This is a genomic window from Simplicispira piscis (genome assembly GCF_054783455.1).
Map to the genome: position 1 here is coordinate 1 of NZ_BAAGQN010000030.1, position 25,642 is coordinate 25,642.

Below are 25,642 nucleotides of genomic sequence, written 5' to 3' on the forward strand. Positions count from 1 at the left end.
AGGTCAAGCGCTCTCGCAGCAAGTTCCCAACAAAAAAAATGCCAGTCAGGGCTTAACTGACTGGCATTGCGCGCCTGCGGGCTTTTTGCTTTCCGTGCGGAATGTTTGCAGATGGCTATAAAAAGGCCGCCCGAAGGCGGCCCATAGGAATGGTTGCCCGGTGGGGCTTCAGCCCATGTGCAGTCCACCATTGACCGAGAAATCAGCGCCGGTCGCATAACCGCCCTCTTCCGAGGCCAGCCAGGCGATGATGGAGGCGATCTCGCTGGGCTCGCCCAGGCGCTTGACCGGGACGGTGGCGACAATCTTCTCCAGCACATCGGGGCGAATCGCCTTGACCATATCGGTGCCGATGTAGCCAGGGCTCACGGTGTTTACCGTCACGCCCTTGGTGGCCAGTTCCTGTGCCAGCGCCATGCTGAAACCGTGCATGCCGGCCTTGGCGGCCGAATAGTTGGTTTGCCCGGCCTGGCCTTTTTCGCCATTCACGCTGCTGATGTTGATGATGCGCCCCCAGCCCTTTTCCACCATGTCCGCCACCACCTGCTTGGTGACGTTGAACATGCTGTTGAGGTTGGTTTCAATCACCTGGTCCCAGTCCTCGCGGGTCATCTTGAGGAACATGCGGTCGCGGGTAATGCCGGCATTGTTGACCAGCACATCGATGGTGCCGTGCTCCGCCTTGGTTTTGGCGAAGGCCTCTACCGTGGAATCCCAGTCACCCACGTTGCCCACCGATGCGTGAAAGCTAAAGCCCAGTGCTTTCTGCTCGTCCAGCCATTTGGTGAAATCGCGCGTGGGGCCGCAGCCCGCTATGACCGTGAAGCCGTCTTTGTGCAAACGCTGGCAAATGGCGGTTCCAATTCCGCCCATGCCACCTGTGACATACGCTACTTTTTTACTCATCTGTGATCTCCTGGTTGCTTCTCGGTATCCGTATCCACTCTAACCAACATTTGCAGTCGCTCGGCCTAGGAAAACACCAACAAGGCCGCGGATGCGACGCTCACAGAGCAGTCGCACCGGGAAGCAGGCATTAACGTTCCAGAGCCAGAGAGACGCCCATGCCACCGCCGATGCACAGCGCTGCCAGGCCCTTCTTGGCATCGCGGCGCTGCATTTCGTGCAGCAGCGTCACCAGGATGCGGCAGCCCGATGCACCGATGGGGTGGCCGATGGCGATGGCGCCGCCATTCACATTGACCTTGGCGGGGTCGATGGCCAGTTCCTTGTTCACGGCGCAGGCCTGGGCGGCAAACGCTTCGTTCAGCTCGAACAAATCCACGTCCGCGGCATTCCAGCCTGCGCGCTGCAGGGCCTTGCGCGATGCGGACACCGGGCCCATGCCCATGATGGCCGGGTCCAGGCCACTGGTACCAAACGCCGCAATACGGGCCAGGGGCTTGAGGCCCAGGGCCGCCGCCTTCTTGGCGCTCATCACCACGACAGCCGCAGCACCATCGTTGATGCCCGAGGCATTGCCAGCCGTTACGCTGCCGGCCTTGTCAAACGCTGCACGCAGGCCTGCCAGCGCTTCGGCATTGGTCTTGCGGTTGAGGTATTCGTCCGCGTTGAAGACAACAGGGTCACCTTTGCGCTGGGGGATGCTCACACCGACGATTTCGTCGGCAAAGCGGCCCGCATCTTGTGCCGCCGCGGCTTTTTGCTGGCTGGCCAGGGCCAGCGCATCCTGCATTTCGCGCGTGATGCCGTACTGCTTGGCTACGTTTTCGGCGGTAATGCCCATGTGGTACTGGTTGTAAACGTCCCACAGGCCGTCAACAATCATGGTGTCGGTCAGCTTCCAATCGCCCATGCGCTGGCCGTCGCGCGAGCCGTTCAGCACATGGGGCGAGAGGCTCATGTTCTCCTGCCCGCCGGCGACGACGATCTCGCTGTCGCCCGTGGCCACGGCCTGGGCCGCCAGCATCACGGCCTTGAGGCCGGAGCCGCACACGGCGTTGATGGTGAGCGCAGGCGTTTCCTTGGCTACACCGGCCTTCATCATGGCCTGGCGGGCGGGGTTCTGGCCTACGCCAGCCGCGAGCACCTGGCCCATGATGACTTCACCAATCTGGTCGGCCTGCAGGCCCGCGCGTGCCATGGCTTCGCGGATCACGATGCTGCCCAGCTCGGTGGCCGGCGTCTTGGCCAGCGCGCCACCAAATTTGCCCACAGCGGTGCGGGCGGCCGAAACGATGACGATGTCTTCCATGGTGAACCTTCTTTCGGGATAGATCAGTGAAGGGCCTGCCTGTCCCGGCAGACCCGGAGGGTTTGCTTTCAGATTCTCGCTGTTCTGCGTGTCAGGACTTTTGCTTAACGTAACGGCCCGGCGCCGGCTCGATGGCTTTGAACTTGCTGCCCTTGCCGTAGGTCTTGGGCGCTGCAATTTCCTTGCCGGAATGGCCCTTGAGCCAGCCGGACCAGTCGGTCCACCAGCTGCCCGGGTGTTCCTGGGCGCCCTCCAGCCAGGCGTCCAGCGTTTTGGGCAGCTTGCCATCGGCACGGATCCAATGGCTGCGCTTGCCCTTGGCAGGCGGGTTGATGACGCCGGCAATATGGCCCGATGCGCCCATGACAAAGCGCTTCTTGCCGGGTAGCACCTGCGTGCTGGCATAAGCCGCGTTGATGGGCACGATATGGTCCTCGCGCGAGCCATAGACATACGTCGGGAGCTTGACCTTGCCCAGGTCGATCTTCTCGCCGCACACGGTCAGCTTGCCCGGCTTGATGAGGTTGTTCTCCAGGTACATGTTGCGCAGGTACCAGGCATAGAACGGTCCCGGCAGGTTGGTGCTGTCGCTGTTCCAGTAGAGCAGGTCGAACGGCGGCGGCGTCTCGCCCTTGAGGTAGTTGCCCACCACATAGTTCCACACCAGGTCATTGGGGCGCAGGAAGCTGAAGGTGGACGCCAGATCCTGGCCCTTCATCATGCCGCCCTGGCCCATCTGCAGTTCACGGAACTGCACGAACGCCTCGGTGATGAACACATCAAGGATGCCGGTATCGGTAAAGTCGATCAGCGTGGTCAGGAAGGTGGCGCTGGCCACCGGGTCCTCGCCGCGCGCAGCCAGTACAGCCAGCGCATTGCTCAAAATAGTGCCGCCCACGCAAAAACCCAGGGCGTTGATCTGCGGCGCCCCCGAGATTTGCTGCACGACGTCGATCGCCTCGATGGCGCCATGCTCCACATAGTCGTCCCAGGTCTTGTGCTCCAGCGACGCATCGGGGTTGCGCCAGCTGACGACAAAGGTGCGCTGGCCCTGTTCTACCGCGTAGCGAATGAGCGAGTTCTCGGGCTGCAGATCGAGGATGTAGAACTTGTTGATGCACGGCGGGATGAGCAGGAAGGGCCGCTCATACACTTTGGCCGTCAGCGGTTTGTATTCGATGAGCTGGAACAACTCGTTCTCGTACACCACGGCGCCCTCGGTGGTAGCGACGTTGCGGCCCACTTCGAACAGGCTCTCGTCGGTCATCGACACATGGCCCTGGCGCAGGTCATGCAGCAGATTGGCCATACCCTGGGCAATGCTCTCGCCCTGCGTTTCGATGGCTTTCTTCTGGGCCTCGGCGTTGAAGGCCAGGTAGTTGCTGGGCGCCATGGCGGCAATCCACTGCTCTACCCCGAAGCGGATGCGGGCACGGGTCTTGGCATCGGTGTCCACTGCATCGGCCAGGCCCATGAGGGTGCGTGCGTTGAGCAGGTAGGCGGCGGCCGAGTAAGCCGCCACCGGGTTGCTGGCCCATCCCTCGCCAGCAAAACGCTTGTCGGCTGGTTTTTCTGGGGCGCCTTGCAGGCCCTGCAGCCACAGCTTGCCCGCTTCCTCCATGTATTGCGACTGCAGCGCCTTGATTTTTTCGGGCGCCAGCCGGATCGCCGGGGCTTCACCCGCAACGGCCGGTGACTCCATGCTTTGGAACGACTGCAGCGCACGCTGCCAGGTTTCGCCAAAGATTTGCTGGAATTGCTGGGCGCTTTGTGCCCAGAGTGCGTCCGAATCCATGCTGTCTCCTGGTGTGGCAAAAGCCCGCACGCTGCGGGGCTTTCGTCTGAATAATGCCGATCTTGCGGGGATGTGCTGGTATGGTAACCGCCCTTCCCTCCATCTAACTTACCCGAGCGCCCTGATGTACCTGGTTCTGATTGCCTGGCTGTATGTGACCGTGCTGATGGCCGTTGCCGAAGCCACCAGCCCGGCGGGCTCTGTCATGGGCGCCATCATCACTTTCACGCTGTATGGCCTGCTGCCCATGGGCATCGTGGGCTACATCCTGGGCACCCCGGGGCGCAAGCGCGCCTTGCATGCCCGGGCCATGGCCGAACGCGAGGCCCAGGCGCAGAGCGTTGAGGCCGATGGCGGCTCAGCCGAGCCAGATGCAGGCCGCCATGCGCCCGCTGCCGCCGAGGACGGCGCTGTCGCGCCGGTGCGAAAAGAAGCGTGACGGCTGCGACGCAGTGCACCAACCGGGGCTGCCGTCGTTGCCATACACCTGACCAATGCCCAGTGCCTGCAGGCGCTGGCGCGCCAGCCCTACCAGGTTGGCCAGAAACTTGCCAGGAGCATGTTCGGTGAAATGCTGCGCTGCCGCTGCATCGTGTGCACAAAAAGCGGCACGCACCTCGGGGCCCACCTCAAAAGCCTGCGGGCCGATGCACGGGCCCAGCCAGGCCAGCGTCTGGCTGGCGACATAGCGGCTGTCCGTTTCTGGCAAGCCGCTGGATGCTATTGAGTTTGTAGCTGCTTGCGCTTGATGTGAAAGCGTTTGAGCCGAAAATGTCTTGAAAACAGTCTCGATCACGCCCCAGCCGCCCGCGCCCGCCAGCCCGCGCCAGCCCGCGTGGGCTGCGGCCACTGCGGTGCCCTGCAGATTGGTCAACAGCAGCGGCAGGCAATCGGCCACCATGATGGTGCAGGCCAGGCCGAGCGTGGTGCTCACGCAGGCATCGGCCACAGAGCCATCGGCCAGGTCGGGGCGCAAGGCCACCACCTGCGTGCCATGCACCTGTTGCAGAAAAATGGCCCGCGCACCAGGTGTGGCCTGCTGCAGGGCCTCCTGCAGCACCCGCCGGTTGCCTTGTACGGCCCGTGGGTCGTCGCCCACATGGTCGCCCAGGTTGAGCGCGTCAAAAGGCGCCCGGCTGTACCCGCCAGCGCGGGTGGTGCACAAGGCATGCACCTGCACAGGCGCGGGCCAATCGGGGCGCAGCCAATCGGGGTGGAATGCGGCCATCAGCTTTCGCCGCTAAAAACCAGCCGCGCCAGCAACTGCTTGAGCAGCGCCTGCTCGTGCGGCGGCAGCGGCGCCATCAGGCGCTCCTGCACACGCTGGGCAGGGCCCGTGAGTTGCTGCGCCAGGGTCTCGCCCTCGGGTGTCAGCCACAGCAATTTGCGGCGGCGGTCGCCGGGGTCGCTCTCGCGGCGGACCAGGTTGCGCGCTTGCAGGCGGGTGACGACGGCACCCAGCGTGGCGGCATCCAGGGCCACACGGCCCGCCAGGGTGATCTGGTCTTCGCCTGGCTGGGCCAGCAGCGCGTTGAGGATCGCAAACTGGACGGGAGTGACATCGAAAGCGGCGGCCTCTTCCATGAAAAGGGCCACCGTGCGCTGGTGCGCGCGCCGTACCAGGTGCCCCGGCGCTTGGTGAAGATCGAAGCTCTGTGCCATGGCCACCAGTGTAGTGTTTCGGGCGCCCATCGGATGATGAAGGGCGATGCATGGCACACTGAACGGCGTCGAACCGCAAAAGAAGAAAGACTTGGCATGAGCACCGTTTTCCCCCCTGCCCCCGTGACCACCGTGCCCGTGGTGGGCCGCAGCGAGCGCTTTCCCGTACACCGCATTTACTGCGTGGGTCGCAACTACGAGGAACATGCGAAAGAGATGGGTTTCACTGGACGCGAGCCCCCGTTTTTCTTCATGAAACCGGCCGATGCGGCACTGCCGGTCGAGGCCGGCCAGACAGGCCAAATGCCCTACCCCAGCCTGACCAGCAACCTGCACCATGAAATCGAACTGGTCGTGGCCATTGGCAAGGGCGGTCGCGGCATTGCGGCGGCCAATGCGCTGGAACATGTTTTTGGTTATGCCGTGGGCCTGGACATGACGCGCCGCGACCTGCAGAACGACATGAAAAAGCAGGGCCGCCCCTGGTGCATCGGCAAAGGCTTTGACCACAGCGCGCCTATCGGCCCCATCACCCCGGCCGCGCAAGCGGGCGACGTGGCACAGGCGGCCATCTGGCTGCAGGTCAACGGCGCAGATCGCCAGCGCAGCACCGTGGCGCAGCTGATCTGGAACATTGCCGAAACCATCGAGCACCTCTCGGCCGCATGGGAGCTGCAACCGGGCGACCTGATTTTCAGCGGCACGCCCGAAGGCGTGGGTGCCGTGGTGCGCGGCGATGTGCTCGAAGGTGGCGTAGACGGCCTGGGCACTTTGCGCCTGCAGCTGGTTTGAGCGGTGCGCGTGACTCCTTTTTTGATAGCTGCTAGCGCTTGACTGATAAGCGTTAGAGCCCATTTTCATATAAAACAGCTGCATGATCTTTCACCACCAGATCAAACACTGCCGTGCCTGTGGCACAGCCGTGGTCTACCGACTGCCCGATGATGGCGATACCCGCGAGCGCGCCGTATGCCCGCAATGCCATACCGTGCACTACGAAAACCCCCTGAACGTGGTGGGCACGGTGCCCGTGCTGGCTGACGGCCGCGTGCTGCTGTGCAAGCGCAATATCGAGCCCCGCAAGGGCAAATGGACGTTGCCCGCGGGCTTCATGGAGCTGAACGAGACCACCTCTGAAGGCGCCGCCCGCGAGACCGACGAAGAAGCGGGCGCGCAGATCGAGATGGGCCCGCTCTTTAGCGTGTTGAACGTGCGCCGCGTGGGCCAGGTGCATTTGTTCTACCGCGCCACGCTGCTGAGCGAGCACTTCAACCCCGGCTACGAAACCCAGGAAGCGCGCCTGTTCACCGAGGACGAGATACCTTGGGACGAGTTGGCTTTCCGCACCGTCAAGGAAACGCTGGTGTGCTACTTTGCCGACCGCCGGGCGGGCGCGTTCGGCATGCACTGCGTCGATATCGAATAGCGGCGCCTCCCCCTCAGGGGCGCGTTTCCACAAAAAACGGCACGTTGCCATGCGCCGGAACCGGCGCAGGCACCACCACGCCGCGCTGCACTGGCGTGGTGAGCACGGTGCCTGGCTGCGGCGCAGGGGGCGTTGTCATCACAATGCCCGGCTGCGGCACAGGTGCCATCTCCGGGCTGGCGGCGTCGGGCACCTCGTCGTAAGTGACCGGCGGCAAGGGCTGCGCCCGGGGCGTCGCATTTTCCAACGGCACCAGCGGGGCTTCGGTGATCTCGGGGCGCTCGGCTTCGGCGGGGGCCGACGCGGCGGGCGCAGCGCCAGGCACTGGCAAGGCGCTTGGGGCGTTTTCCAGGCCATCCGGCCCACCGGTGCGGCGGCCGAACAGGTCATACACCCAGCTGCGCACGCCAGCCACGGTGCTGCCGACCCAGCTGGACTCTTCCTCGTCGATGAAGCGCTGGTGGGTATCGATCACCTTGGCGCGCAGCGCCTGCTGGAACACCTCGCCCACCATGGGCAGCGCGCTGTGGGCGCCCTGGCCCCAGTAGTCGCTGCGCAGGGTGATGCGCCCGTCGTTGAAGCCCACCCACGCGCCCGCCACCAGCTGCGGGTGCATCAGGATGAACCAGCCGTCGGTGTTGTCCTGCGTGGTGCCGGTCTTGCCGGCCACGTCGGCGCGGATGCCGTAGCGGCTGCGGATGGCCACGCCCGTGCCCTTGTCCACCACGCCGCGCATGGCGTCGCGCAGCTGTTGCGCCGCCGTCAGGCCCAGCACCCGCTCGGGCGCGGTGGGGGCAAAGTCTTCCAGCACCTTGCCGTTCTTGTCTTCGATGCGCGTGATGACCCGGGGCGCATGGTAGCTGCCGCCGCTGGCGATGGCGCCGTAGGCCGCCACCATTTCCTTGAGGCTGACCGGGCTGGTGCCCAGGGCCAGTGAGGGCACCACGTCCAGCTTGGACTCGCGCACGCCCATGGCGCGCGCCAGCTGCGCCACGCGCAGCGGGCCCACCTGCTGCATGAGCTGCGCGGTGATGGTGTTCTTGGAATACGCCAGGCCATCGCTCAGCGTCATGGGCATGTCGCTCGGCGGCTTGTTGCCGTCCGTGGGGCGCCACACCTGCTTGTTGCCCAGCGGGATTTCCACCGCGGCGTCCATCAACGTGTCGGTGGGCAGCAGGCCCTTGTCGAACGCCGCGCCGTACACGAAGGGCTTGAAGGTGGAGCCCGGCTGGCGGCGCGCGGCCTGCACGTGGTCAAACGGGTCTTGCGCAAAGTCGCGGCTGCCCACCCAGGCGCGCACCTCGCCCGTGCGCGGGTCCATGGCCATGAAGCCGGCTTGCACGCGCGTCTTCTCTTGCCGCAGCGTGCGCAGGAAGGCGGCGTCGGCCAGCAGGTCCTTCAGGGCGTCCTCGGGCGCGGCGCCCTTGGCCACGGCGGCTTCGTAGCGCGCTGATTCGCGCACCAGTTGCCGCACCACCGGGCTCTTGGCGTTCCAGGCATTGCGCGCGGCCCAGGCCGTGTCGGCCACGCCCTGCAGCGCCCTGCCCTGGCGCGCCACGGCCTGGTTGGCGAGCTGCTGCAGGCGGTAATCGATGGTGGTGCGGATCACCAGCCCATCGGCATACAGGCTGTAACCATTGCGGTCGGCCCAGTCGATGAGCTGCTTGCGCAACTGCTGCGCCAGGTGCGGCGCGGGGCCGGCCGTCTCCACCTGCCGCTCGAAGCGGATGCGCAGCGGGCGCTTGCTGAGCGCGGCGTATTCCGCCTCGGCCAGCTTGCCGCGCTTCTTCATCTGCGCCAGCACGGTGTTGCGCCGGGCCTGGGCGCGCTCGGGGTTGAGCACCGGGTTGTAGTAGGCCGTGCCCTTGAGCATGCCGATGAGCGTGGCGCTCTCCAGCACGTTGAGCTGGTCGGCCGACTTGTCGAAATACGTGCGCGCCGCCATCTCGATGCCGTAGGCGTTGTAGAGGAAGGGCACCGTGTTCAGGTAGGTCTCCAGGATCTCGTCCTTGGAGTACAGCGCCTCGATCTTCAGCGCCGTGATGGCCTCCTTGATCTTGCGCGTGAGCGTGGGCGCGCGGCCAATGTCCTCGGGGTACAGGTTGCGCGCCAGCTGCTGCGTGATGGTGGAGCCGCCCTGCTTGTCGCCCCCCAGCGTGCGCACCAGCGCCGACGCCGTGCGCCGCCAGTCCAGGCCCCAGTGGCCATAGAAACGGTGGTCCTCGGTGGCGATCAGCGCGTCCACCACCGGCGGGGCAATCTCGGCGAGCGGCACCCACGCGCGGTTCACCCAGCGGTATTCGGCCAGCAGCTTGCCATCCGCCGCCACCAACTGCGCCGGCTGCTCCGTCTTGGCCTTGCGGATATCGCTGATGGCGGGCGTGAACGGGATCAGCACCAGCACATACAGCACCATCGCCAGCCCGGCGGCGATGAGCGCCCAGAGCAGGCTGTGCAGCGACAGCAGCTTTTCGGGCCGCTGCAACGCACGCGCCCACACCGGCCGCAGCGCGGCCCAGCGCGTGCGCAGGAAATCGGGGAAAGACATGGGGTTTCGAGTCAAAAGTGGCTCAAGCGCTTGATAGGCAAGCGCTAGCAGCTATCAAATTGAGAGTCTTGCAGGCGGAGTGAATGGCTTGCAGGCCTCTCCGCATAGAGGGCGGGAGGTGCGCAGTTATACCGCCAATCGGCGGGGATTGTGGTGTGGGGTTGTAGCTGCCGAGGCGGCTTCGAGATGATTGCCTAGAATGGCGCTGGTGTTAGGGAAGCTCTTCACGGGGGCATACGGCTCGATCAGCGCGACCAGCTCGGCCCAAGGTACCACCAACTCCATGGCATCGAGGAACTCGCGCTTGCGGGGGCGCTTGACGGTGTTGCTCAGGCCCAGGCTGCTTTGCTTCATACCGGTATTGTCTTGGTTTCAAGCACGCCCCGTCACGCCTCGCAGGGATTCGTGCAGAGTATCCTTAGCGGCTGGACCTCTTAGGTTTTCTTGTGAGCGAACTTTGCCATTGCCAGGATGCAGCCGATTCCCACCGCGCCACCGATAGGTATGCACAGCCACAGCGCCCAAAAAAGTGCCCAGAACGTCGTCTGTACACCCATCGCTTTCAGAATGAAGTACGAAGCAACGTAGGCAGCTCCGAACACACCAACCATAACGCCCGTGCTGCCCGCATCTGTCCCCGCTACTGCCTGGCCGGTAGCAGCCGGTTTTGGCGCTGCACTAGCGTGTTTGCTCCTCTCACCTTCAAGAAATGCCTTCTCATCTGCAGACAGCTTACCGACATTCAACGTCCGCGAAGCGACGTCATGGATAAATGAAGCGGCGCCAGGCGCATTCGGGTCTAGCGATAACGCAAACTCGCACAGTTTTACTGCTTCCACGCAGCGTGTGGCGTGCTCGTACGGCGTGTCGGGCACAGAGATGAACTGCATCGTGTGCTGCAGCGAGGTCTGGAAATAAGCGTTCGCAATGAGAACAGCTGCGACAGCGCAGTCCATGCTCACAACTGTCGTGATTGCATCGTCGTCACCCGCAAGCCGCACTGCTGTGCGGTAGCACTCGATGGTTTCAGGTATCCGCGAATGCGCAAGCGTCGAGAGATAGCCGGCACTTGTTCCTTTGCCCACCCATGCCCAAACGTTTTTGCTGTCATTCTCAAGCACGCTCGTGAAGTACCCGAACGCCTCTGTGTGGTTGCCTGCAGTCTCAGCCGCTTGGGCAAGCTCAAGCAGGTGAGCAACTTTGCTAGCAGCGGTCTTCTCAGACTCACGCAAGAAGACGTCGGTACCGCAGAACTCGCACTGCACGGAATCCTTGCCTTCGGGAACCTGCAGCTTCCCTGAGCATTGTGGACAAATCGCTGGAATAAACTGCACGTGCGGGCTCACTGTAACTTGTTGTGACAGGGGATTTATACCTTACTTTCGGCCAAAGCCTAAGGAGCCTCTGCACGAATCGTCGCGCCGTGTGCATCTGCGGACTCGGGCGGTCTGCGGCGTTGTCACCGCATCGCAACACATTGCATACGCCATGGTGGTTGATCCAATCCGTCGCACGTGGTGAAGGAAACTGGCACTACGCCGCCTCCCCAACCCCAACTGCTGCAAAAACGGCAGCGTCTTCTCTGCCGCCCGCTGCCCCTCGGCAATGGCCTCCTCAGCACGGTAGAAATCCATCAGCCCCAGGTGCGCCAGTTGCGGGGTGATCATCACTTCGGGCGGGTCGCCGACCATGCGGCTGCGGGTGATGCGCATCTGCATGATGTTGACGCTGGCCAGCACCACTTCCAGCAGCGATGGCGCGGGCACGCGGGCCGGGTCACCGCCAACGTCTGGTGCCTTAGGCAATCCAGAGACGCGGCTGTTTGCGCACCAACTACAATGTAGTTACACTTCCCGCATGAGCACACTTCGCTTCGAGTGGGATGAACGGAAAGCCGCTGCCAATGCGAAGAAGCACGGCGTGAGCTTCGAAGAGGCCAAGTCCGTTTTCGTCGATGAGCGGGCCAAGCTGATAGACGACCCGGATCACTCACAGGATGAAGATCGCTTTGTTCTTCTTGGTTTAAGCAGCTCGCTTCGGCTGCTTGTCGTTTGTCATTGCTATCGGGACGAAGGCAACATCATTCGCTTCATCTCCGCCCGCAAGGCAACAACCCAAGAATCCAGGTTTTATCCGTAGAGGTGCCCCATGCGCAAAGAGTACGACTTCTCCGCTGCTAGAAAGAATCCCTATGCAGCGCAACTCAAGAAACAAATCACCATTCGGCTCGATGAAGAGTCCATCGCGTACTTCAAGTCCATTTCTGAAGACGTTGGCATTCCGTATCAGAGTCTCATCAATTTGTACCTGCGAGACTGTGCGGCCTCGCACCGGAAGCTGAATCTCAACTGGAAGTAAGTTGCCTTGGGGCACGGCCAGTTCATCGTTCAAAAGACGCGGGCGCGCAACGTGCACCGCGCGAGCAAAGACGGAACCGCCTACACCGCCCCCAACCCCAACTGCTGCAAAAACGGCAGCGTCTTCTCCGCCGCCCGCTGCCCTTCGGCAATGGCCTCTTCGGCGCGGTAGAAGTCCATCAGGCCCAGGTGGGCCAGTTGCGGGGCGATCATCACCTCGGGCGGGTCACCGGCCATGCGGCTGCGGGTGATGCGCACCTGCATGATGTTGACGCTGGTCAGCACCACCTCCACCAGTGATGGAGCAGGCAGGCGCTTGGGATTGGGGGCTGGCAGCAGCGAAGCCAAGCCGCCCTGCAGGCGGCGCAGCCAGTCGGCCGTTTCTTCGTCGTCGTCCGGCGCTTCGGCAGGCGGCTTGGCCGCGCCGTTGGTGCCGGGCTTGCGCAGGTGGCGGCCCAGGATGTCGGCGTTCAGGTCCACGGCGATCACGATGTCGGCCCCCATGGCCCGTGCCAGCGACACGGGCACGGGGTTGACCAGCCCGCCATCGACCAGCAAACGCCCGTCGCGCTGCGCGGGGGTGAACAGCCCGGGCAGCGCCATCGAGGCGCGTACCGCGTCGGCCGTGGAGCCGGTGCGCAGCCACACTTCGCTGCCCGAATGCAGGCCGGTGGCCACAGCGGCAAAGGGCATGTCGAGCGACTCGATGGGGCGGTCGGAGAAGCGGGTGCGGAAGAATTCGATCACCCGCTCGCCTTTGAGCATGCCGCCCGCCAGCTTGAAGTCCATGAACGAGAACATGGTGCGCCCGGTCAGGCCGCGTGCCCACTGCTCGAAGCGGTCCAGCTCGCCCAGCGCGTAGGCCGCCCCCACCACGGCGCCAATGGAGGCGCCGCACACCAGGTCGGGCTGGATGCCGGCCTGCTGCAGCGCACGGATCACGCCGATGTGCGCCCAGCCGCGCGCCGAGCCGCTGCCCAGGGCGAGGCCGATTTTTGGGGCGTGAGGGGACGATGGCATAAAGGTTAGATTTTTAGTTCACCAGTTTCGAGAAACGTCAAGAAATCCTCTTTAGACATTACCGAGACACCTTGATCTAGAGCCTTCTTCAACTTCGATGGTCCAGCACTTTCCCCCGCCACCAGAATCATCAAATTTTTTGTTACCGAAGTCGCAACGTGCAGTCCATTCACCTTGGATAATTCTTCTAGCGAGGTCTTCTCAGACGCGGACAAGCCAGTAAAGCAAACCTCAGGACCTTTTTTCTGTTTTTTCTTCTGATTTGAATAAACTATAGCCCAGCCTTCTCCTTCATCCAAGAGTGAAATCTGCTCATCATTCAAATCCGTTTTTGACTTTAATATTCTCCGAAGTTTTTCGGATACCAATTTCCTAGGAGCGCCAGAGGCATCCTTAAAGAAATCAACATTCATGAATAACAATTCCTTTAACGATTCGTCCCAGCCCTCAGAAAAAATAGCTTTTTGAATTGCCTTACTGACTGAATCAGAAGTAGAGCCGCCAATGAGTTCATCGATATTCTTTAAACCTCTAGCCCACGCCAAAAGTGACTTTTCTCCAATACCAGAGAGAATATTTTTTTTGCCAGCCAAGTCGGAAAGATCGACCTGTTTAACTCTAGACAAAATCAATTTAAAATCTACAACTTCATTAGCGTTTGAGACCAACTCTTGCGGAGAAACACCAGCACCGAGAAGTCGATCGATCACCAATTGATTGGCCGACTGCGATAAAAATTTCGCAATTGATTTTGAAACCTCAATTCCAACATCATCCAAAAGTAGCGGTGTCCATTTTTTTGTAATTCTAAAATTATCAATATTTCCATAAAATTTCGCCAAAAGCTTTGCGGTCGCCTCACCGACATGAGGAATTCCCAATGCAAATATAAAACGATCAAGCGACGGATTTTTAGATTTATTTATCGCCTTTAGCAGATTATCTGAAGATAACTCTTGCAACGTTCCGCCGCCGCTCAACCGCAATCCAATTAAATCATTTTTATCCAAATAAAATAAGTCAGATGGATAATGAATTTTCTCCGATTCTACAAGCGCATCAATTATTTCTTCACCGAGCCCTTCAATATCCATTGCACCTCTTTTTGCAAAGTGCCAAATGGCTTCTTTACGCTGTGCAGGGCAGAATAATCCAGCAGTACAACGATAATTCTTTTGACGCTTTTCTCGCATAACATCACCACCACAAATAGGGCAGTGAGTCGGCATTTTGAAATTGGCGACATATGGTCGACGCGGCAGTGGGCGGCCTCCCTCGCCCGAGGCTCGCGGCACGCAACCCACCACTTCCGGAATCACATCCCCCGCGCGGCGCACGATGACGGTATCGCCCACACGCACGCCCTTCTTGCGGATCTCGAACAGGTTGTGCAGCGTGGCGTTGGCGACGTTGACGCCGCCCACCAACACGGGCGCTAGCCGCGCCACGGGCGTGAGCTTGCCGGTGCGGCCCACCTGCACGTCGATGGCCTCGATGCGCGTGGCCATTTCCTGCGCCGGGTATTTGTGTGCCACGGCCCAGCGCGGCTCTCGATTGGTGAAATCCAGTCGTTTCTGCAGCGCCAGGCTGTTGACTTTGTAGACCACGCCGTCAATGTCGTAGGGCAGCTGGTCGCGGGTGGCGCCCACCTGCTGATGAAATGCTACTAATTCAGTAGCACCTAGCGCAGTCTGAACCTGCTCTGCGACCGGAAATCCCCATTGTTTAAGGGCCTGCAGCAGCGCAAAGTGCGTGGCAAACGTCGGGCCGCCCTCGGACTCGGGCGTGACGGCGCCCAGACCGTAGGCAAAGAAGCGCAACGGCCGTTGCGCCGCAATACCCGAATCAAGCTGGCGTATGGCACCAGCGGCGGCGTTGCGCGGATTCATGAAGGTCTTGCCGCCCTGCTCGCGCTGGCGCTCGTTGAGCGCGTCGAAGTCGGCGCGGGGCATGTAGACCTCGCCGCGCACTTCCAGCAGCGGTGGCGTGCCGGTCGGCAGCGTGAGCGGAATCTGGCGGATGGTGCGGATGTTGTGCGTGACGTCCTCGCCCACCTCGCCGTCGCCGCGCGTGGCGGCCTGCACCAGCTTGCCGTGCTCATAGCGCAGGCTCATGGCCAGGCCGTCGAACTTGGGCTCGGCCACGTATTCCACGGGCGGGTCATCCGGCGTGAGCTTGAGTTCGCGCCGGATGCGCGCGTCAAAAGCCTCGGCGCCGCTGGCCTCGGTGTCGGTTTCGGTGCGGATGCTGAGCATGGGCACTGCGTGCCGCACGGGGGCCAGGCCGTCCATCACCGCGCCAATCACGCGCTGCGTGGGCGAATCGGGGGTGACCAGATCCGGGTGCGCGGCCTCTAGCGCTTGCAGTTCGCGGAACACGCGGTCGTACTCGGCGTCGGGCACGGAGGGCGCATCCTGCACGTAGTATTCATGCGCCCAGCGATTCAGGCGAGCACGCAACGCTTCAAGTTCGATAGCTGCTTGCGCTTTACCCGTAGGCTCTGGAGCCGAAAAAAGGTCCAAGTTTTCGGTCATTTCAGACTTCATGGAACTGCGCGTTACCAACGGCGCATGAAACTGGCGTGGCCCAAGCCAGCGGCCACCGCGCAAGGGCCGCCAGTATTCCCATGTACGGGCGCTGGTGGCGTCCCCCCTCCTGCAGCGCGCAGCGATGCGAGAGAGGGGATGAAGGAGCGCAGCGACACAGGGGGGTGCAACTTCTAGCTGAACACACGGCGCGCCTGCAACGAGCCTGCCGAAAGATCGCGGCTGTCGAGCTGGTCGTAAAGCTGTTCCAGGTCGGCGGCAATGGGGTCCATGGCCATGGCGGGCAGGGGCGTGCCGTTCTGGTCGCACAGCACGCCGTCCATGTCGGCACACAGGGCTGCAGCCACTTCCCGCAGGCGGGCAAAGGGCTGTTCGCTGCGATGCACCTGGGCGACATCCAGGCTGATGGACAACTCGCGGATCGCTGATTGCTCGGGGTCGTCAGACAGGGCGGCCTGCGTATCAAAGCCCAGCACCAGCATCGTGGTGCGGCCCGCAGTGGCCGAGGGCAGCACCATGCGCCCGGGGATGGCTCCTGGCAAAAAGCCTTGTCGGCCCGCATTTTGTTGAAGGTACCCAGGGCTCCAGGCCGCCTGGCGCGCGCGCAGCATGAAGGCCAGTTGCGCATCGTGCTCGCTGGCGAACTGGTCCAGCTCGCGTGCGCGGGCGACTTCCTGCAGCATGTCCGGGAAGTCCGGGGCGGCGTTCAGCGCGTCGGCAAAAGACTGGGTCTTCATGATGAATTCCGAGAATTCGATCTCGTTGAGCGCGCCCATGCGGTTGGCCAGTTGCACCCCCGCCTGGAACGACCGGTAGCGCTGGTGGGGAGCGGGGGTTTCCCAGCGCTGTGTGGTTTCGTTCAGGCCCTCGATGGAAAACGGCTTGCTGCCTGCACGGCGCGTGGGCGGCAGGGCCGCCAGGGCGGCTTCGCCCGAGACGGGGTGCTCGGGCACGATGGGCGCAATGGCGTCGATCAGCGGGTCCAGCAGGCCCCAGCGGTCGTGGCTGCCCGGGGGCGGCACAGGCAGTGCCAGGGCGTCGTCCAGGTCCACACCGTGCAGGGACGGGTCCGGGCCGTGGTCCAGGCCGTGCACTGCGCTGACGGGCACTGGCGCAAGCTCGGTGTCGAGCGCGGGTTCCTGGCGGGCGGGCGACTCGGGTTTGCGCTCGCCCTCGGGTGGCAGCGCCTTGCGTGGGGTGTTGCGGTGGGTGGTCCAGGCGTTGTAGGCCACGATCAGGGCCAGCAACACGGCGCCAATGACGGCCAGGCTGATTTGCAGGGTGCTCATGGGTCGAAATATTTAGGGTATCAGTATCGCGGAGAGCGTCTCGCCACCCGCGACGCATGAAACGGGCGCTGCCCAGACCAGCGGCCCCCGCGCAAGGGCCGCCCACATGCCGATATCCGGGCGCTGGGGGCGTCCCTCTGCCCGCATCGCGCAGCGAGGCGAGAGCGGGGAGAAGGCGCGAAGCGACTCAGGAGGGTGTTGCATTTCATGTATCGGCCATGGACAGGGCGGATTCCATGTCTACCGCCACGATGCGCGAGACGCCCTGCTCCTGCATGGTCACGCCGATCAGTTGCTCGGCCATTTCCATGGCGATCTTGTTGTGGCTGATGAACAGGAACTGGGTGCCCTGCTTGCTCATGCTGGTCACCAGCTTGGCGTAGCGTTCGGTGTTGGCGTCGTCCAGCGGCGCGTCCACCTCGTCGAGCAGGCAGAACGGCGCCGGGTTGAGCTGGAAGATGGCGAACACCAGCGCAATGGCGGTGAGGGCTTTTTCGCCGCCCGAGAGCAGGTGGATGGTCTGGTTCTTTTTGCCCGGCGGCTGGGCCATGACCTGCACGCCCGAATCCAGAATTTCGTCGCCGGTGATGATGAGCCGCGCCTGCCCGCCGCCAAACAGCTCGGGGAACATGCGCCCGAAATGCTGGTTGACGGCGTCGAACGTGCTTGACAGCATGTCGCGCGTTTCGGCGTCGATCTTGCGGATGGCGTTCTCCAGCGTATTCATCGCTTCCGTCAGGTCGGCGGTCTGCGCATCCAGGAAGGTCTTGCGCTCGCTGGCGATGGCCAGTTCTTCCAGCGCGGCCAGGTTTACCGCGCCCAGCGCGGCAATCTCGCGGTGCAGGCGGTCGATATCCGACTGCAAGCCGGACAGGCGCACCTTGCCATCGGCCACCGATTGGGCCACGGCCTCCAGGTCGGCCTGGGCGTCCTGCAACAGCGTGGTGTATTGCTCCAGCCCCAGGCGTGCGGCCTGTTCCTTGAGCTGCAGTTCGGTGATGCGCGCGCGCAGCGGGTCCATGGCGCGTTCGAGCTGCATGCGCCGCTCATCGCTGGCCCGCAGCCGGGCGGTCAGGTCGTCGTACTGGTTGCGCTGCGCGGCCAGTTGCTTTTCGCGCTCCATCTTGAGCGCCAGCACGTCTTGCAGGCCGCCTTGCGCAGCGGCGTCGGACAGTCGTTCGAGTTCACCCTGGGCGCGTTGGCGTTCATCCTGCAGGGCCCGGGCCTGGGTGTCGGCCGTGTCCAGCGTGCGCGCCAGCTCGGCGCGGCGGGCTTCCAGGCTGCGCTGCGAGAACGTGGCCTCTTGTGCCTGGCGCTCCAGGCTGCGCTGCTGTTCGCGGCTCTCGGCCAGCTTGCGCTCGGCCTCGATCACGCGGTCGCCCAGTTGGGCGTGGCGCTCCTGGTTGTCGGCCAGTTGCATGTCGAGTTCTTCAAAGCGTGCCTCGGCGGTCACGCGGCGCTCCTGCAGGTCGGCCAGCTGCGCCTCGACCTCGGCCAGATCGGCGCCAATCTGCTCGCTGCGCGCGCGCGTCTGCTCCACCAGTTGTGACAGGCGCAGGTGCTCGACCTGTAGCTCGTGCGTGCGGCCCTGGGCCTCGCTGGCTTCGCGGCGCACGCTGGTCAGGCGCTGCGCCGCGTCGGCGTAGCCTGATTCGGCCCGCACCAGCGCGGTGCGCGCCTCGTCGCTGATCAGGGCCTGGGCGCGCAGCTCTTTCTCGAGATGCTCGATTTCCTGGGCGCGGGCCAGCAGGCCCGATTGTTCTGAATCCTGGGCATAAAAGCCCACGCTGTGCGCCGTCACCGCATGGCCGCCGGGCACAAAAATGGCTTCACCGGCCTGCAGCTGGCCGCGCCGGTTCAGGGCTTCGTCCAGGGTCTGGGCGGTGTAGCAGCCTTGCAGCCAGTCGGTCAGCACGGCGCGCAGGCCTGCATCTTCCAGGCGCAGCAGGTCGGCCAGGCGCGGCAGGCTGCCTGCTGGGGCAGGCACGGCAGCGGCCGGTGGGGTAAAAAACGCCAGCCGCGCTGGGGGGGCGTCGGCACCGGCAGCGCCGACAAAGCCGCGCACCATGTCCAGGCGCCCTACTTCCAGTGCGCTCAAACGCTCGCGCAGAGCGGCTTCCAAGGCGTTTTCCCAGCCGGGCTCGATGTGGATGCGGCTCCACAGGCCCTGCAGGCCGTCTAGCCCATGCTTAGCCAGCCAGGGGCGCAGCTTGCCGTCGGTTTTGACCTTTTCCTGAAGCGCCTTGAGGGCCTCCATGCGCGCGGACAGGTCGGTCTGGCGTGCTGTTTCATGGTTCACCGCTTGCTGGCGCTCGCGCCGCTCTTCGTCGAGCCGGGGCACGGTTTCCTGCAGTTCTTCCAGCCGGGCGGCGGTCAGTTCCTGCGCTTCCTGGGCTTCGTCGAGCTGGCTGCGCAGGTTGGCCAGGCGGGCCTCGTCTGGGGCGGCCAGGGCGTTGCGGTCGGCGCGCAGGCGCTCGAAACGGGTTTCAAACTGGCGGCTTTGTTCGTCGATGTTGCGCTGCTCAGCCGCCAGCACCTGGATTTGCTGCTGCACCTGCACCACGGCGCTGCGCTGCTCATTGGCGTGGTTCTGGCTCTGGCGCAGGGCATCTTCCAGATCGGGCAGGCGCATGGCCTGTTCTTCCACCTGCGCGGCGAGCAGTTCGGCCTTTTCTTCGGCGTCCACCCCGGCACCGGCCAGTCGCTCCAGCTCGGCATCGGCTTCCTCGCGGCGGGCCTGCCATTGCGCAATTTGCTCGGCCAGCTGGACCAGGCGCTGCTCCACGCGCTGGCGCCCTTCCACCACGTAACGGATCTCGGCCTCCAGGCGGCCCACTTCGGCCGTGGCTTCGTAAAGTTTGCCTTGCGCCTGGTTGACCTGGTCACCCGCAGCGTAATGCGCCTGGCGGATGGTCTCCAGCTCGGACTCGACATGGCGCAGGTCGGCCATGCGCGCTTCCAGGTCGTTCACGGCCTGCAGGCCGTCCATGCGCACCTTGTCCTGCTCGGCCTCGGCGTCTGCGCGCTTCAAGAACCACTGCTGGTGCTGCTTGAGGGTGACGTCCGCCTGCAGCAGGTTGTAGCGTGCGGCCACCTCGGCCTGCTTCTCCAGCTTTTCGAGGTTGGCGTTGAGCTCGCGCAGAATGTCTTCCACCCGCGTGAGGTTTTCGCGCGTGTCGTGCAGGCGGTTTTCGGTCTCGCGCCTGCGCTCTTTGTATTTGGAGACGCCGGCCGCCTCTTCGAGGAACAGGCGCAGTTCTTCGGGGCGCGACTCGATGATGCGGCTGATGGTGCCCTGGCCAATGATGGCGTAGGCGCGCGGCCCCAGGCCCGTGCCCAGGAAAACGTCCTGCACGTCGCGCCGACGCACCGGCTGGTTGTTGATGTAGTAGCTGCTGCTGCCGTCGCGCGTCAGCACGCGCTTGACGGCGATCTCGCCATACTGGTTCCACTGGCCTCCGGCGCGGTGGTCGGCGTTGTCAAAAATCAGCTCCACACTGGAGCGGCTGGCAGGCTTGCGGGTGTTGGTGCCGTTAAAGATCACGTCCTGCATCGACTCGCCGCGCAGCTCGCTCGCCTTGGACTCGCCCAGCACCCAGCGCACCGCATCCATGATGTTGGACTTGCCGCAACCGTTGGGCCCCACCACGCCCACCAGTTGGCCAGGCAGCAGGAAGTTGGTCGGTTCAGCAAACGATTTGAAGCCGGAGAGTTTGATGGAGTTGAGACGCACGGATCACCCAGTAAGGCCAGCGCCGCGGGCACAAAGCCAGCGCCAGTCACGGCGCGGCCAACAGCCCTGTGGCAGCCAACCGACAAGCCGCCAATGTTACCCGAGCGCTGCACCGCAACTAGCTGTGCGCACCCCATGTGCGTGCTTGTAAAACTTGGAAACAACCAGTGCACGGTTGTTGCAGGCCACCAGGGCGGCCATTAGGCATGCCAGACTAGACGGACGACTCTGCAGGAAATCACTGTGACAGCACCCCCCTCACTTTCCCTGGATGCCGAACCGGTCTCTGAAACCCGTCCTGTCACAGCCCCACGGCACCTCATAGCAACCCCTGCCATAGTCGCTGCCAGCACGCTGGCGCTCGCTGCCTGCGGCGGGGGAAGCGATGGAGAGGCCAACCCGGACACCGGCGTTCCGGAGCCAGATGGCGCAGGGCCGTCTTTGCCTGACACCCGCAGCCTGGAAGAAACAGCACTTTTTCTGGGCCAGGCCACGCTGGGTGCCGGGCGGGCCGAAATCCAGGCGCTTGCGCGCCGCCCCCTGAACGACTGGCTGACCGAACAATTCGCGCTACCGCCTACGTCCAGCCATGTGGCCTGGCTCTATGCCAACGGCTACGACGCCGAAGAGTTCCGGTACAGCCAGCGCGGTATGGACAACACGGTCTGGCGGGCCTTCATCGGGGGCGCTGACGCCTTGCGCCAGCGGGTGGTACTGGCCTTGTCGGAAATCTGTGTGGTTTCTGTTTTGGGGGTGGACAGCGCCTGGCGCCAGTTTGCGCTGGGCAACTATCTCGACATTTTGCAAACCCACGCTTTTGGCAATTACCGCCAATTGCTGGAGGCTCTGACGTTGAGCCCCGCAATGGGTTACTACCTCACCTACCGCGGCAACGCCAAGGCCAACCCCAAAACAGGCAGCCAGCCCGACGAAAACTACGCCCGCGAGTTGATGCAGCTTTTCACCATTGGCTTGGTGCAGTTGCAGGACGACGGTACCCCCATCGTTCGCGGCGGCAACCCTGTGGAAACCTACCGCGGCGAAGATGTGAGCGGCCTGGCACGTGTCTTCACCGGGTGGGACCTTGATAGCACCGGCTTGTCCAAACCCTACTCTCCGGAGCTGATGGTCCGGCCCATGGCACAAGTGCCTTCGCGTTACGAAACCGGTGCCAAACAGTTCCTGGGCGCCAACATTGCGGATGGCACCGAGGCCCGCGCCGCGTTGCGCACGGCACTCGACACGCTGTTTGCCCACCCCAACGTCCCCCCCTTTGTGAGCCGCCAGCTCATCCAGCGGCTCGTTACCAGCAACCCCAGCGGCGCCTATGTGCGCCGGGTAGCGGCCGTATTTGCCAACAACGGACAGGGCGTTCGGGGCGACTTGCGCGCCGTCGTGCGGGCGATCTTGTTGGACCCAACGGCTCGCAGCGCAACCCGCCTACAAGACCCATCGTGGGGCAAGCTGCGCGAACCCGTGCACCGCTTTGTGCACTGGGCGCGGGCTTTTGGTGCCACTTCGTCCGCCCAGGCCTGGGACGTGGGCGACTTGTCTGATCCTGGTTCACGCTTGGGCCAGAGCCCGCTGCGGTCGTCCTCGGTGTTCAATTTTTTCCGGCCGGGTTATGTGCCGCCCAATACGGCCCTGTCATCCCAGGGACTGGTAGCGCCGGAATTCCAGATCACCAACGAGTCCACCGTGGCGGGCTATGTGAACTTCATGCAACGTGCCGTAGCGAGCAAAAACGTGGGCGACTTGCGCCTGGAATACGGAAGTTTGTTGGGCCTGGCGCCTGACGGCGCCGCATTGGTGGCCGAGCTGCAAGTGGTCCTGGCTGGCGGCCAGCTTTCGGCCGCCACGGTGGCCACGGTGGTGGCCGCCGTCAATGCCATGCCCACCAAGGTCGGCGCCGACCTGCAAAACCGCGTGTACGCCGCCCTGACCCTGGTGCTGGCAGCGCCCGACTACATCGTTCAGAAATGAGACCGCCCATGCACGCACCCCACCCGTTTGACCCCGACAGTGCATCGCGCCGGGCCTTTCTGCGCCGTGGTGGCGCCTTGTCCCTGGCGGCCAGCGCCGCGCCCTGGGCGTTGACCCTTTCCGCCATCAGCGACGCGGCGGCCCAAAGCGCCCCCGACTACAAGGCGCTGGTCTGCGTTTTTCTGCAAGGGGGCAACGACCACTGGAACACGCTGGTGCCCTACGACACCACGCACCACGCGCTCTACCAGGGGTTGCGCAGCAACATCGCCTACAGCCGCGATGCCCTGGCGCCCTGCGTTCTGCAACCCACAACCGCTGCCACCGATGGCCGCCAGTTTGCCCTGGCGCCTACGCTGTCAGCGGGGCTGCTGCCCTTGTTCAACCAAGGCCATCTGGCGGTGCTGCACAACGTGGGCACGCTGGCCCAGTCCACCACCAAGGCGCAGTACATGGCGCGCTCGGTGCCGCTGCCCCCCAAGCTTTTTTCGCACAACGACCAGCAGTCGTACTGGCAGGCGTCCTCGGCCGAGGGCGCCGTGCGAGGCTGGGGCGGGCGGCTGGGTGACCTGGCCGTCGCCAGCAATGGCATCTCCACCTTCACGTGCATTAACGTCTCGGGCAATGCGGTGTTTCTGTCGGGCGACACGGCCATTCCCTACCAAGTAACGACCAGCGGACCCGTGCCTGTCACCGGCATCAAGAGTCCGCTTTTTGGCTCCAGCGCGGCATCCCAGGCGCTGCGCCAACTCATGACGGCATCGTCACCGCACTGGCTTGCCAACGAGCATGCCCGGATTGCACAGCGCAGCATCCAGTCGGGCGAATTACTCACCAGTGCACTGGCTGGCACGCCCGTGCCCACGCCCTTCCCCACGGGCAACCGGCTGGCCGACCAGTTGGCGCTGGTGGCTCGCATGATCGCTGCTCGCCAACAATTGGGCGCCAAACGGCAGGTGTTTTTTGTTTCGATTGGCGGGTTCGACACGCACGACAACCAGTTGGGCGTTCACCCGGGCCTGCTGGGCCAGGTAGGCAACGCACTGGCCGCGTTCTACCGCGCTACCGAAGTGCTGGGCATCGCCTCGCAGGTCACCGCCTTCACGGCATCCGACTTTGGCCGCACGCTGGTCAGCAACAACGACGGATCTGACCATGGTTGGGGTGCGGCGCAGTTTGTGCTGGGCGGCGCGGTACAAGGAGGCCGTTTTGTGGGGCCTGCGCCCCTGCCCGCCAACAACGGCCCCGACGATGTGGGCCAGGGGCGCCTCCTGCCCGCCCTGGCGGTTGAGCAATATGCCGGAACGCTGGCACGCTGGTTTGGTGTGTCCGCATCCGATCTGCCCCTGGTGCTGCCCCGATTGAGCCAGTTCAGTGAAAAGGATCTGGGCTTCATGGTCGCATGACAAATTTTTAAGCAAAAACAGCTTAAAACGCTTTATGGTAAAGCGCTAATAGCTATTATTTTTATAGCTTGTCAATGGTACAGAAAACAGGCCCTACCCGGCCCGCGCCTGCACCACCGGGTACGGTGCCAGCGTGCTGCGACGCTCGTCAACGGCCACCTCGCGACCCATGGGCGGGAAGGCGCGTTGCGGGCAGTCGGTGCGCTCACACACCTTGCAGCCCATGCCGATGGGCACGGCGGCGGCCGGGTCGGTCAGGTTTAGCCCCTGGGCATACACCCAGCGCGGCGCGTGCTGGATGTCGCAGCCCAGTGCCACCGCGTGCAGCTTGCCCGGTGCGCCCCAGGCACCGCCGCTGTGCTGCACGGTGCGCGCCACCCACAGATAGGTGCGCCCGTCGGGCATGCGCGCCAGTTGCGTGACGATGCGCCCGGGCTGGGCAAAAGCCTCGTACACATTCCACAAGGGACACGTGCCGCCCACGCGCGAGAAGTGGAAATGCGTGGCCGACTGGCGTTTGGAGATGTTGCCCGCCCGATCCACCCGAATGAAGATGAACGGCACGCCGCGTGCCTGGGGCCGCTGCAACATCGACAAGCGGTGGCACACCGCCTCGAAACCGACGCCAAAGCGCTGCCCCAGCCGCTCGATGTCGTAGCGCTCGGCCTCAGCGGCCTGCAGGAAGGCGGTGTAAGGCATGAGCAGCGCACCCGCAAAGTAATTCGCCAGGCCAATGCGCGCCAGCTGGCGCGCCTGCGGGCTCGACAGGCGGGCGTCCTGGGCCAGGCGCTGCAGAACGGGCTCCATTTCCAGAAACGCCAGCTGCGTTGCCAGCTGAAAATTGCGTTGGCCCGGCTCCAGCAGGCTGGCCAGATAGAGCACGCCGACCGCCGGGTCGTACAGGCGCTGGGCGTCCCCGGCCAGTACGGGCGCATCGGGGCCCGACGTGACGACACGCACGCTGTGTGCCTGCGCTAGCCGCTGCACCAGGGCCGCTTCGGCACGGCGCGGCTCCAGCTGCCACTGCGCAGCGCAGCGCTCGGCCGCATCGTCCAGCTCGGCCATGTAGTTGTGGTGGGCAAAAAAGTAGTCGCGTACCTCTTCATAGGCCATGGGCGGCAGCGCCGCCCCGCCCTGCGTGCCGCGCTCATCGCCCAGGCGCTCGGACAAGGCCTCGATGCGCTCGAGCGCCTGCCGATGGCGGGTGTGCAAGCCCATCAGCGTGCGTGCCACGGCGGGCATGCTGGCCGCCAACTCGCGAATTTCAGCCATCGACACCTGGGTGGCCGTGCCCGCAATCCCCCCTGCGCCCACGGGCGCAGCGCTGGGCGGCTGGTCGGCCAGCACATCGCACAAGCCAGCCACCAGGCGGGCCTCTTCGTCGTCCGAGAAGCGCTGCACGTCCACACCCAGTTCGGCGTTGATCTTGAGCAGCACCGGCACCGTCATGGGCCGCTGGTTCTGCTCGATCTGGTTCAGGTAGCTGGCCGAAAGCCCCAGCGCACGCGCCAGAGCCACCTGGGTCATTCCGCGCTCTTCACGCAGGCGGCGCAACTGCACGCCCATGAAAGTTTTTCGCATTGTTCTTCTCGTCTTGAAATTCGCAACATTCGCAAATAACGCCACAAAACTTCGCATTCATTCGCCAATTCAGTCCTTCTG

Annotated in this window: 19 protein-coding genes and 2 pseudogenes; 7 read left to right on the plus strand and 14 right to left on the minus strand. The window is 63.8% G+C overall.

The genetic code is table 11. The features are described 5' to 3' along the window. Positions 1-168 precede the first annotated feature (168 nt). The 3 genes from phbB to ACYVOC_RS17710 all read right to left on the minus strand — a co-directional run bounded on the left by phbB (position 169) and on the right by ACYVOC_RS17710 (position 4,010). Positions 169-906, minus strand: coding sequence for an acetoacetyl-CoA reductase (gene phbB / locus ACYVOC_RS17700; protein WP_116003889.1), 738 nt, complete (start codon positions 904-906; stop codon positions 169-171). A gap of 130 nt (positions 907-1,036) precedes the next feature. Further along, on the minus strand, positions 1,037-2,215 hold the full coding sequence (locus tag ACYVOC_RS17705; RefSeq protein WP_116003888.1) for an acetyl-CoA C-acetyltransferase: 1,179 nt from the start codon (positions 2,213-2,215) through the stop codon (positions 1,037-1,039). Between the two features lie 91 nt (positions 2,216-2,306). Beyond that, positions 2,307-4,010, minus strand: a complete 1,704-nt coding sequence (locus tag ACYVOC_RS17710) for a PHA/PHB synthase family protein (RefSeq protein WP_461162649.1) — start codon at positions 4,008-4,010, stop codon at positions 2,307-2,309. Between the two features lie 124 nt (positions 4,011-4,134). Between ACYVOC_RS17710 and ACYVOC_RS17715 the strand changes: the two genes are divergently transcribed. Continuing rightward, complete coding sequence (locus tag ACYVOC_RS17715) at positions 4,135-4,449, plus strand: hypothetical protein (protein ID WP_116003886.1); 315 nt, start codon at positions 4,135-4,137, stop codon at positions 4,447-4,449. Here ACYVOC_RS17715 and ACYVOC_RS17720 read toward each other — a convergent pair. Then, the gene (locus ACYVOC_RS17720) at positions 4,369-5,238 is read right to left on the minus strand and encodes a polyphenol oxidase family protein (protein ID WP_461162650.1); all 870 of its coding nucleotides are present in this window, start codon (positions 5,236-5,238) and stop codon (positions 4,369-4,371) included. The two genes, ACYVOC_RS17715 and ACYVOC_RS17720, sit on opposite strands and share 81 nt — an antisense overlap. Further along, entirely contained in the window at positions 5,238-5,672 is a 435-nt protein-coding gene (locus tag ACYVOC_RS17725; protein WP_116006024.1) for a MarR family winged helix-turn-helix transcriptional regulator, read from the minus strand. Before ACYVOC_RS17725 ends, ACYVOC_RS17720 begins: the two co-directional genes overlap by 1 nt. Before the next feature lie 96 nt (positions 5,673-5,768). On the opposite strand from ACYVOC_RS17725, the gene ACYVOC_RS17730 reads away from it, so the two are divergent. Next, the gene (locus ACYVOC_RS17730; protein ID WP_116003884.1) at positions 5,769-6,464 is read left to right on the plus strand and encodes a fumarylacetoacetate hydrolase family protein; all 696 of its coding nucleotides are present in this window, start codon (positions 5,769-5,771) and stop codon (positions 6,462-6,464) included. Between the two features lie 82 nt (positions 6,465-6,546). Then, the gene (locus ACYVOC_RS17735) at positions 6,547-7,098 is read left to right on the plus strand and encodes an NUDIX hydrolase (RefSeq protein WP_461162651.1); all 552 of its coding nucleotides are present in this window, start codon (positions 6,547-6,549) and stop codon (positions 7,096-7,098) included. Positions 7,099-7,111: 13 nt separating this feature from the next. Here ACYVOC_RS17735 and ACYVOC_RS17740 read toward each other — a convergent pair whose 3' ends face one another. The 4 genes and pseudogenes from ACYVOC_RS17740 to ACYVOC_RS17755 all read right to left on the minus strand — a co-directional run. After that, positions 7,112-9,646 carry a penicillin-binding protein 1A gene (locus tag ACYVOC_RS17740; protein ID WP_461162652.1) on the minus strand — a complete coding sequence of 845 codons (2,535 nt, stop codon included), beginning with the start codon at positions 9,644-9,646 and terminating at the stop codon, positions 7,112-7,114. Between the two features lie 228 nt (positions 9,647-9,874). Then, positions 9,875-10,000 (minus strand): annotated as a pseudogene (locus ACYVOC_RS17745) (IS5/IS1182 family transposase); the annotation flags it as partial. 80 nt (positions 10,001-10,080) lie between these two features. Beyond that, positions 10,081-10,980: a hypothetical protein gene (locus ACYVOC_RS17750; protein WP_461162653.1), complete on the minus strand. Its 900-nt coding sequence runs from the start codon at positions 10,978-10,980 to the stop codon at positions 10,081-10,083. Positions 10,981-11,193: 213 nt separating this feature from the next. Further along, positions 11,194-11,409: pseudogene (locus ACYVOC_RS17755) on the minus strand (patatin); the annotation flags it as partial. Positions 11,410-11,503: 94 nt separating this feature from the next. On the opposite strand from ACYVOC_RS17755, the gene ACYVOC_RS17760 reads away from it, so the two are divergent. Together ACYVOC_RS17760 and ACYVOC_RS17765 are read left to right on the plus strand one after the other, a co-directional pair. After that, positions 11,504-11,785 carry a BrnT family toxin gene (locus tag ACYVOC_RS17760; protein WP_461162654.1) on the plus strand — a complete coding sequence of 94 codons (282 nt, stop codon included), beginning with the start codon at positions 11,504-11,506 and terminating at the stop codon, positions 11,783-11,785. Positions 11,786-11,794: 9 nt separating this feature from the next. Next, a complete protein-coding gene (locus ACYVOC_RS17765; RefSeq protein ID WP_461162655.1) occupies positions 11,795-12,004 on the plus strand; it encodes a BrnA antitoxin family protein in 210 nt (69 codons plus the stop codon). A gap of 80 nt (positions 12,005-12,084) precedes the next feature. Here ACYVOC_RS17765 and rssA read toward each other — a convergent pair whose 3' ends face one another. The 4 genes from rssA to smc all read right to left on the minus strand — a co-directional run bounded on the left by rssA (position 12,085) and on the right by smc (position 20,591). Then, on the minus strand, positions 12,085-13,023 hold the full coding sequence (rssA, locus tag ACYVOC_RS17770; RefSeq protein WP_461162656.1) for a patatin-like phospholipase RssA: 939 nt from the start codon (positions 13,021-13,023) through the stop codon (positions 12,085-12,087). Between the two features lie 5 nt (positions 13,024-13,028). Next, positions 13,029-15,557: an NAD-dependent DNA ligase LigA gene (gene ligA, locus ACYVOC_RS17775; RefSeq protein ID WP_461162657.1), complete on the minus strand. Its 2,529-nt coding sequence runs from the start codon at positions 15,555-15,557 to the stop codon at positions 13,029-13,031. 185 nt (positions 15,558-15,742) lie between these two features. Then, complete coding sequence (locus ACYVOC_RS17780) at positions 15,743-16,858, minus strand: cell division protein FtsZ (RefSeq protein ID WP_461162658.1); 1,116 nt, start codon at positions 16,856-16,858, stop codon at positions 15,743-15,745. A gap of 205 nt (positions 16,859-17,063) precedes the next feature. Further along, positions 17,064-20,591: a chromosome segregation protein SMC gene (smc, locus tag ACYVOC_RS17785; RefSeq protein ID WP_461162659.1), complete on the minus strand. Its 3,528-nt coding sequence runs from the start codon at positions 20,589-20,591 to the stop codon at positions 17,064-17,066. A gap of 243 nt (positions 20,592-20,834) precedes the next feature. Here smc and ACYVOC_RS17790 point away from each other — a divergent pair, with 243 nt between their 5' ends. Both ACYVOC_RS17790 and ACYVOC_RS17795 read left to right on the plus strand, forming a co-directional pair. After that, positions 20,835-22,574 carry a DUF1800 domain-containing protein gene (locus ACYVOC_RS17790; RefSeq protein WP_461162660.1) on the plus strand — a complete coding sequence of 580 codons (1,740 nt, stop codon included), beginning with the start codon at positions 20,835-20,837 and terminating at the stop codon, positions 22,572-22,574. A gap of 8 nt (positions 22,575-22,582) precedes the next feature. Continuing rightward, complete coding sequence (locus ACYVOC_RS17795) at positions 22,583-23,980, plus strand: DUF1501 domain-containing protein (RefSeq protein ID WP_461162661.1); 1,398 nt, start codon at positions 22,583-22,585, stop codon at positions 23,978-23,980. Positions 23,981-24,073: 93 nt separating this feature from the next. Here ACYVOC_RS17795 and ACYVOC_RS17800 read toward each other — a convergent pair whose 3' ends face one another. Continuing rightward, positions 24,074-25,561 carry a short-chain fatty acyl-CoA regulator family protein gene (locus ACYVOC_RS17800; RefSeq protein ID WP_461162662.1) on the minus strand — a complete coding sequence of 496 codons (1,488 nt, stop codon included), beginning with the start codon at positions 25,559-25,561 and terminating at the stop codon, positions 24,074-24,076. Positions 25,562-25,642 lie beyond the last annotated feature (81 nt).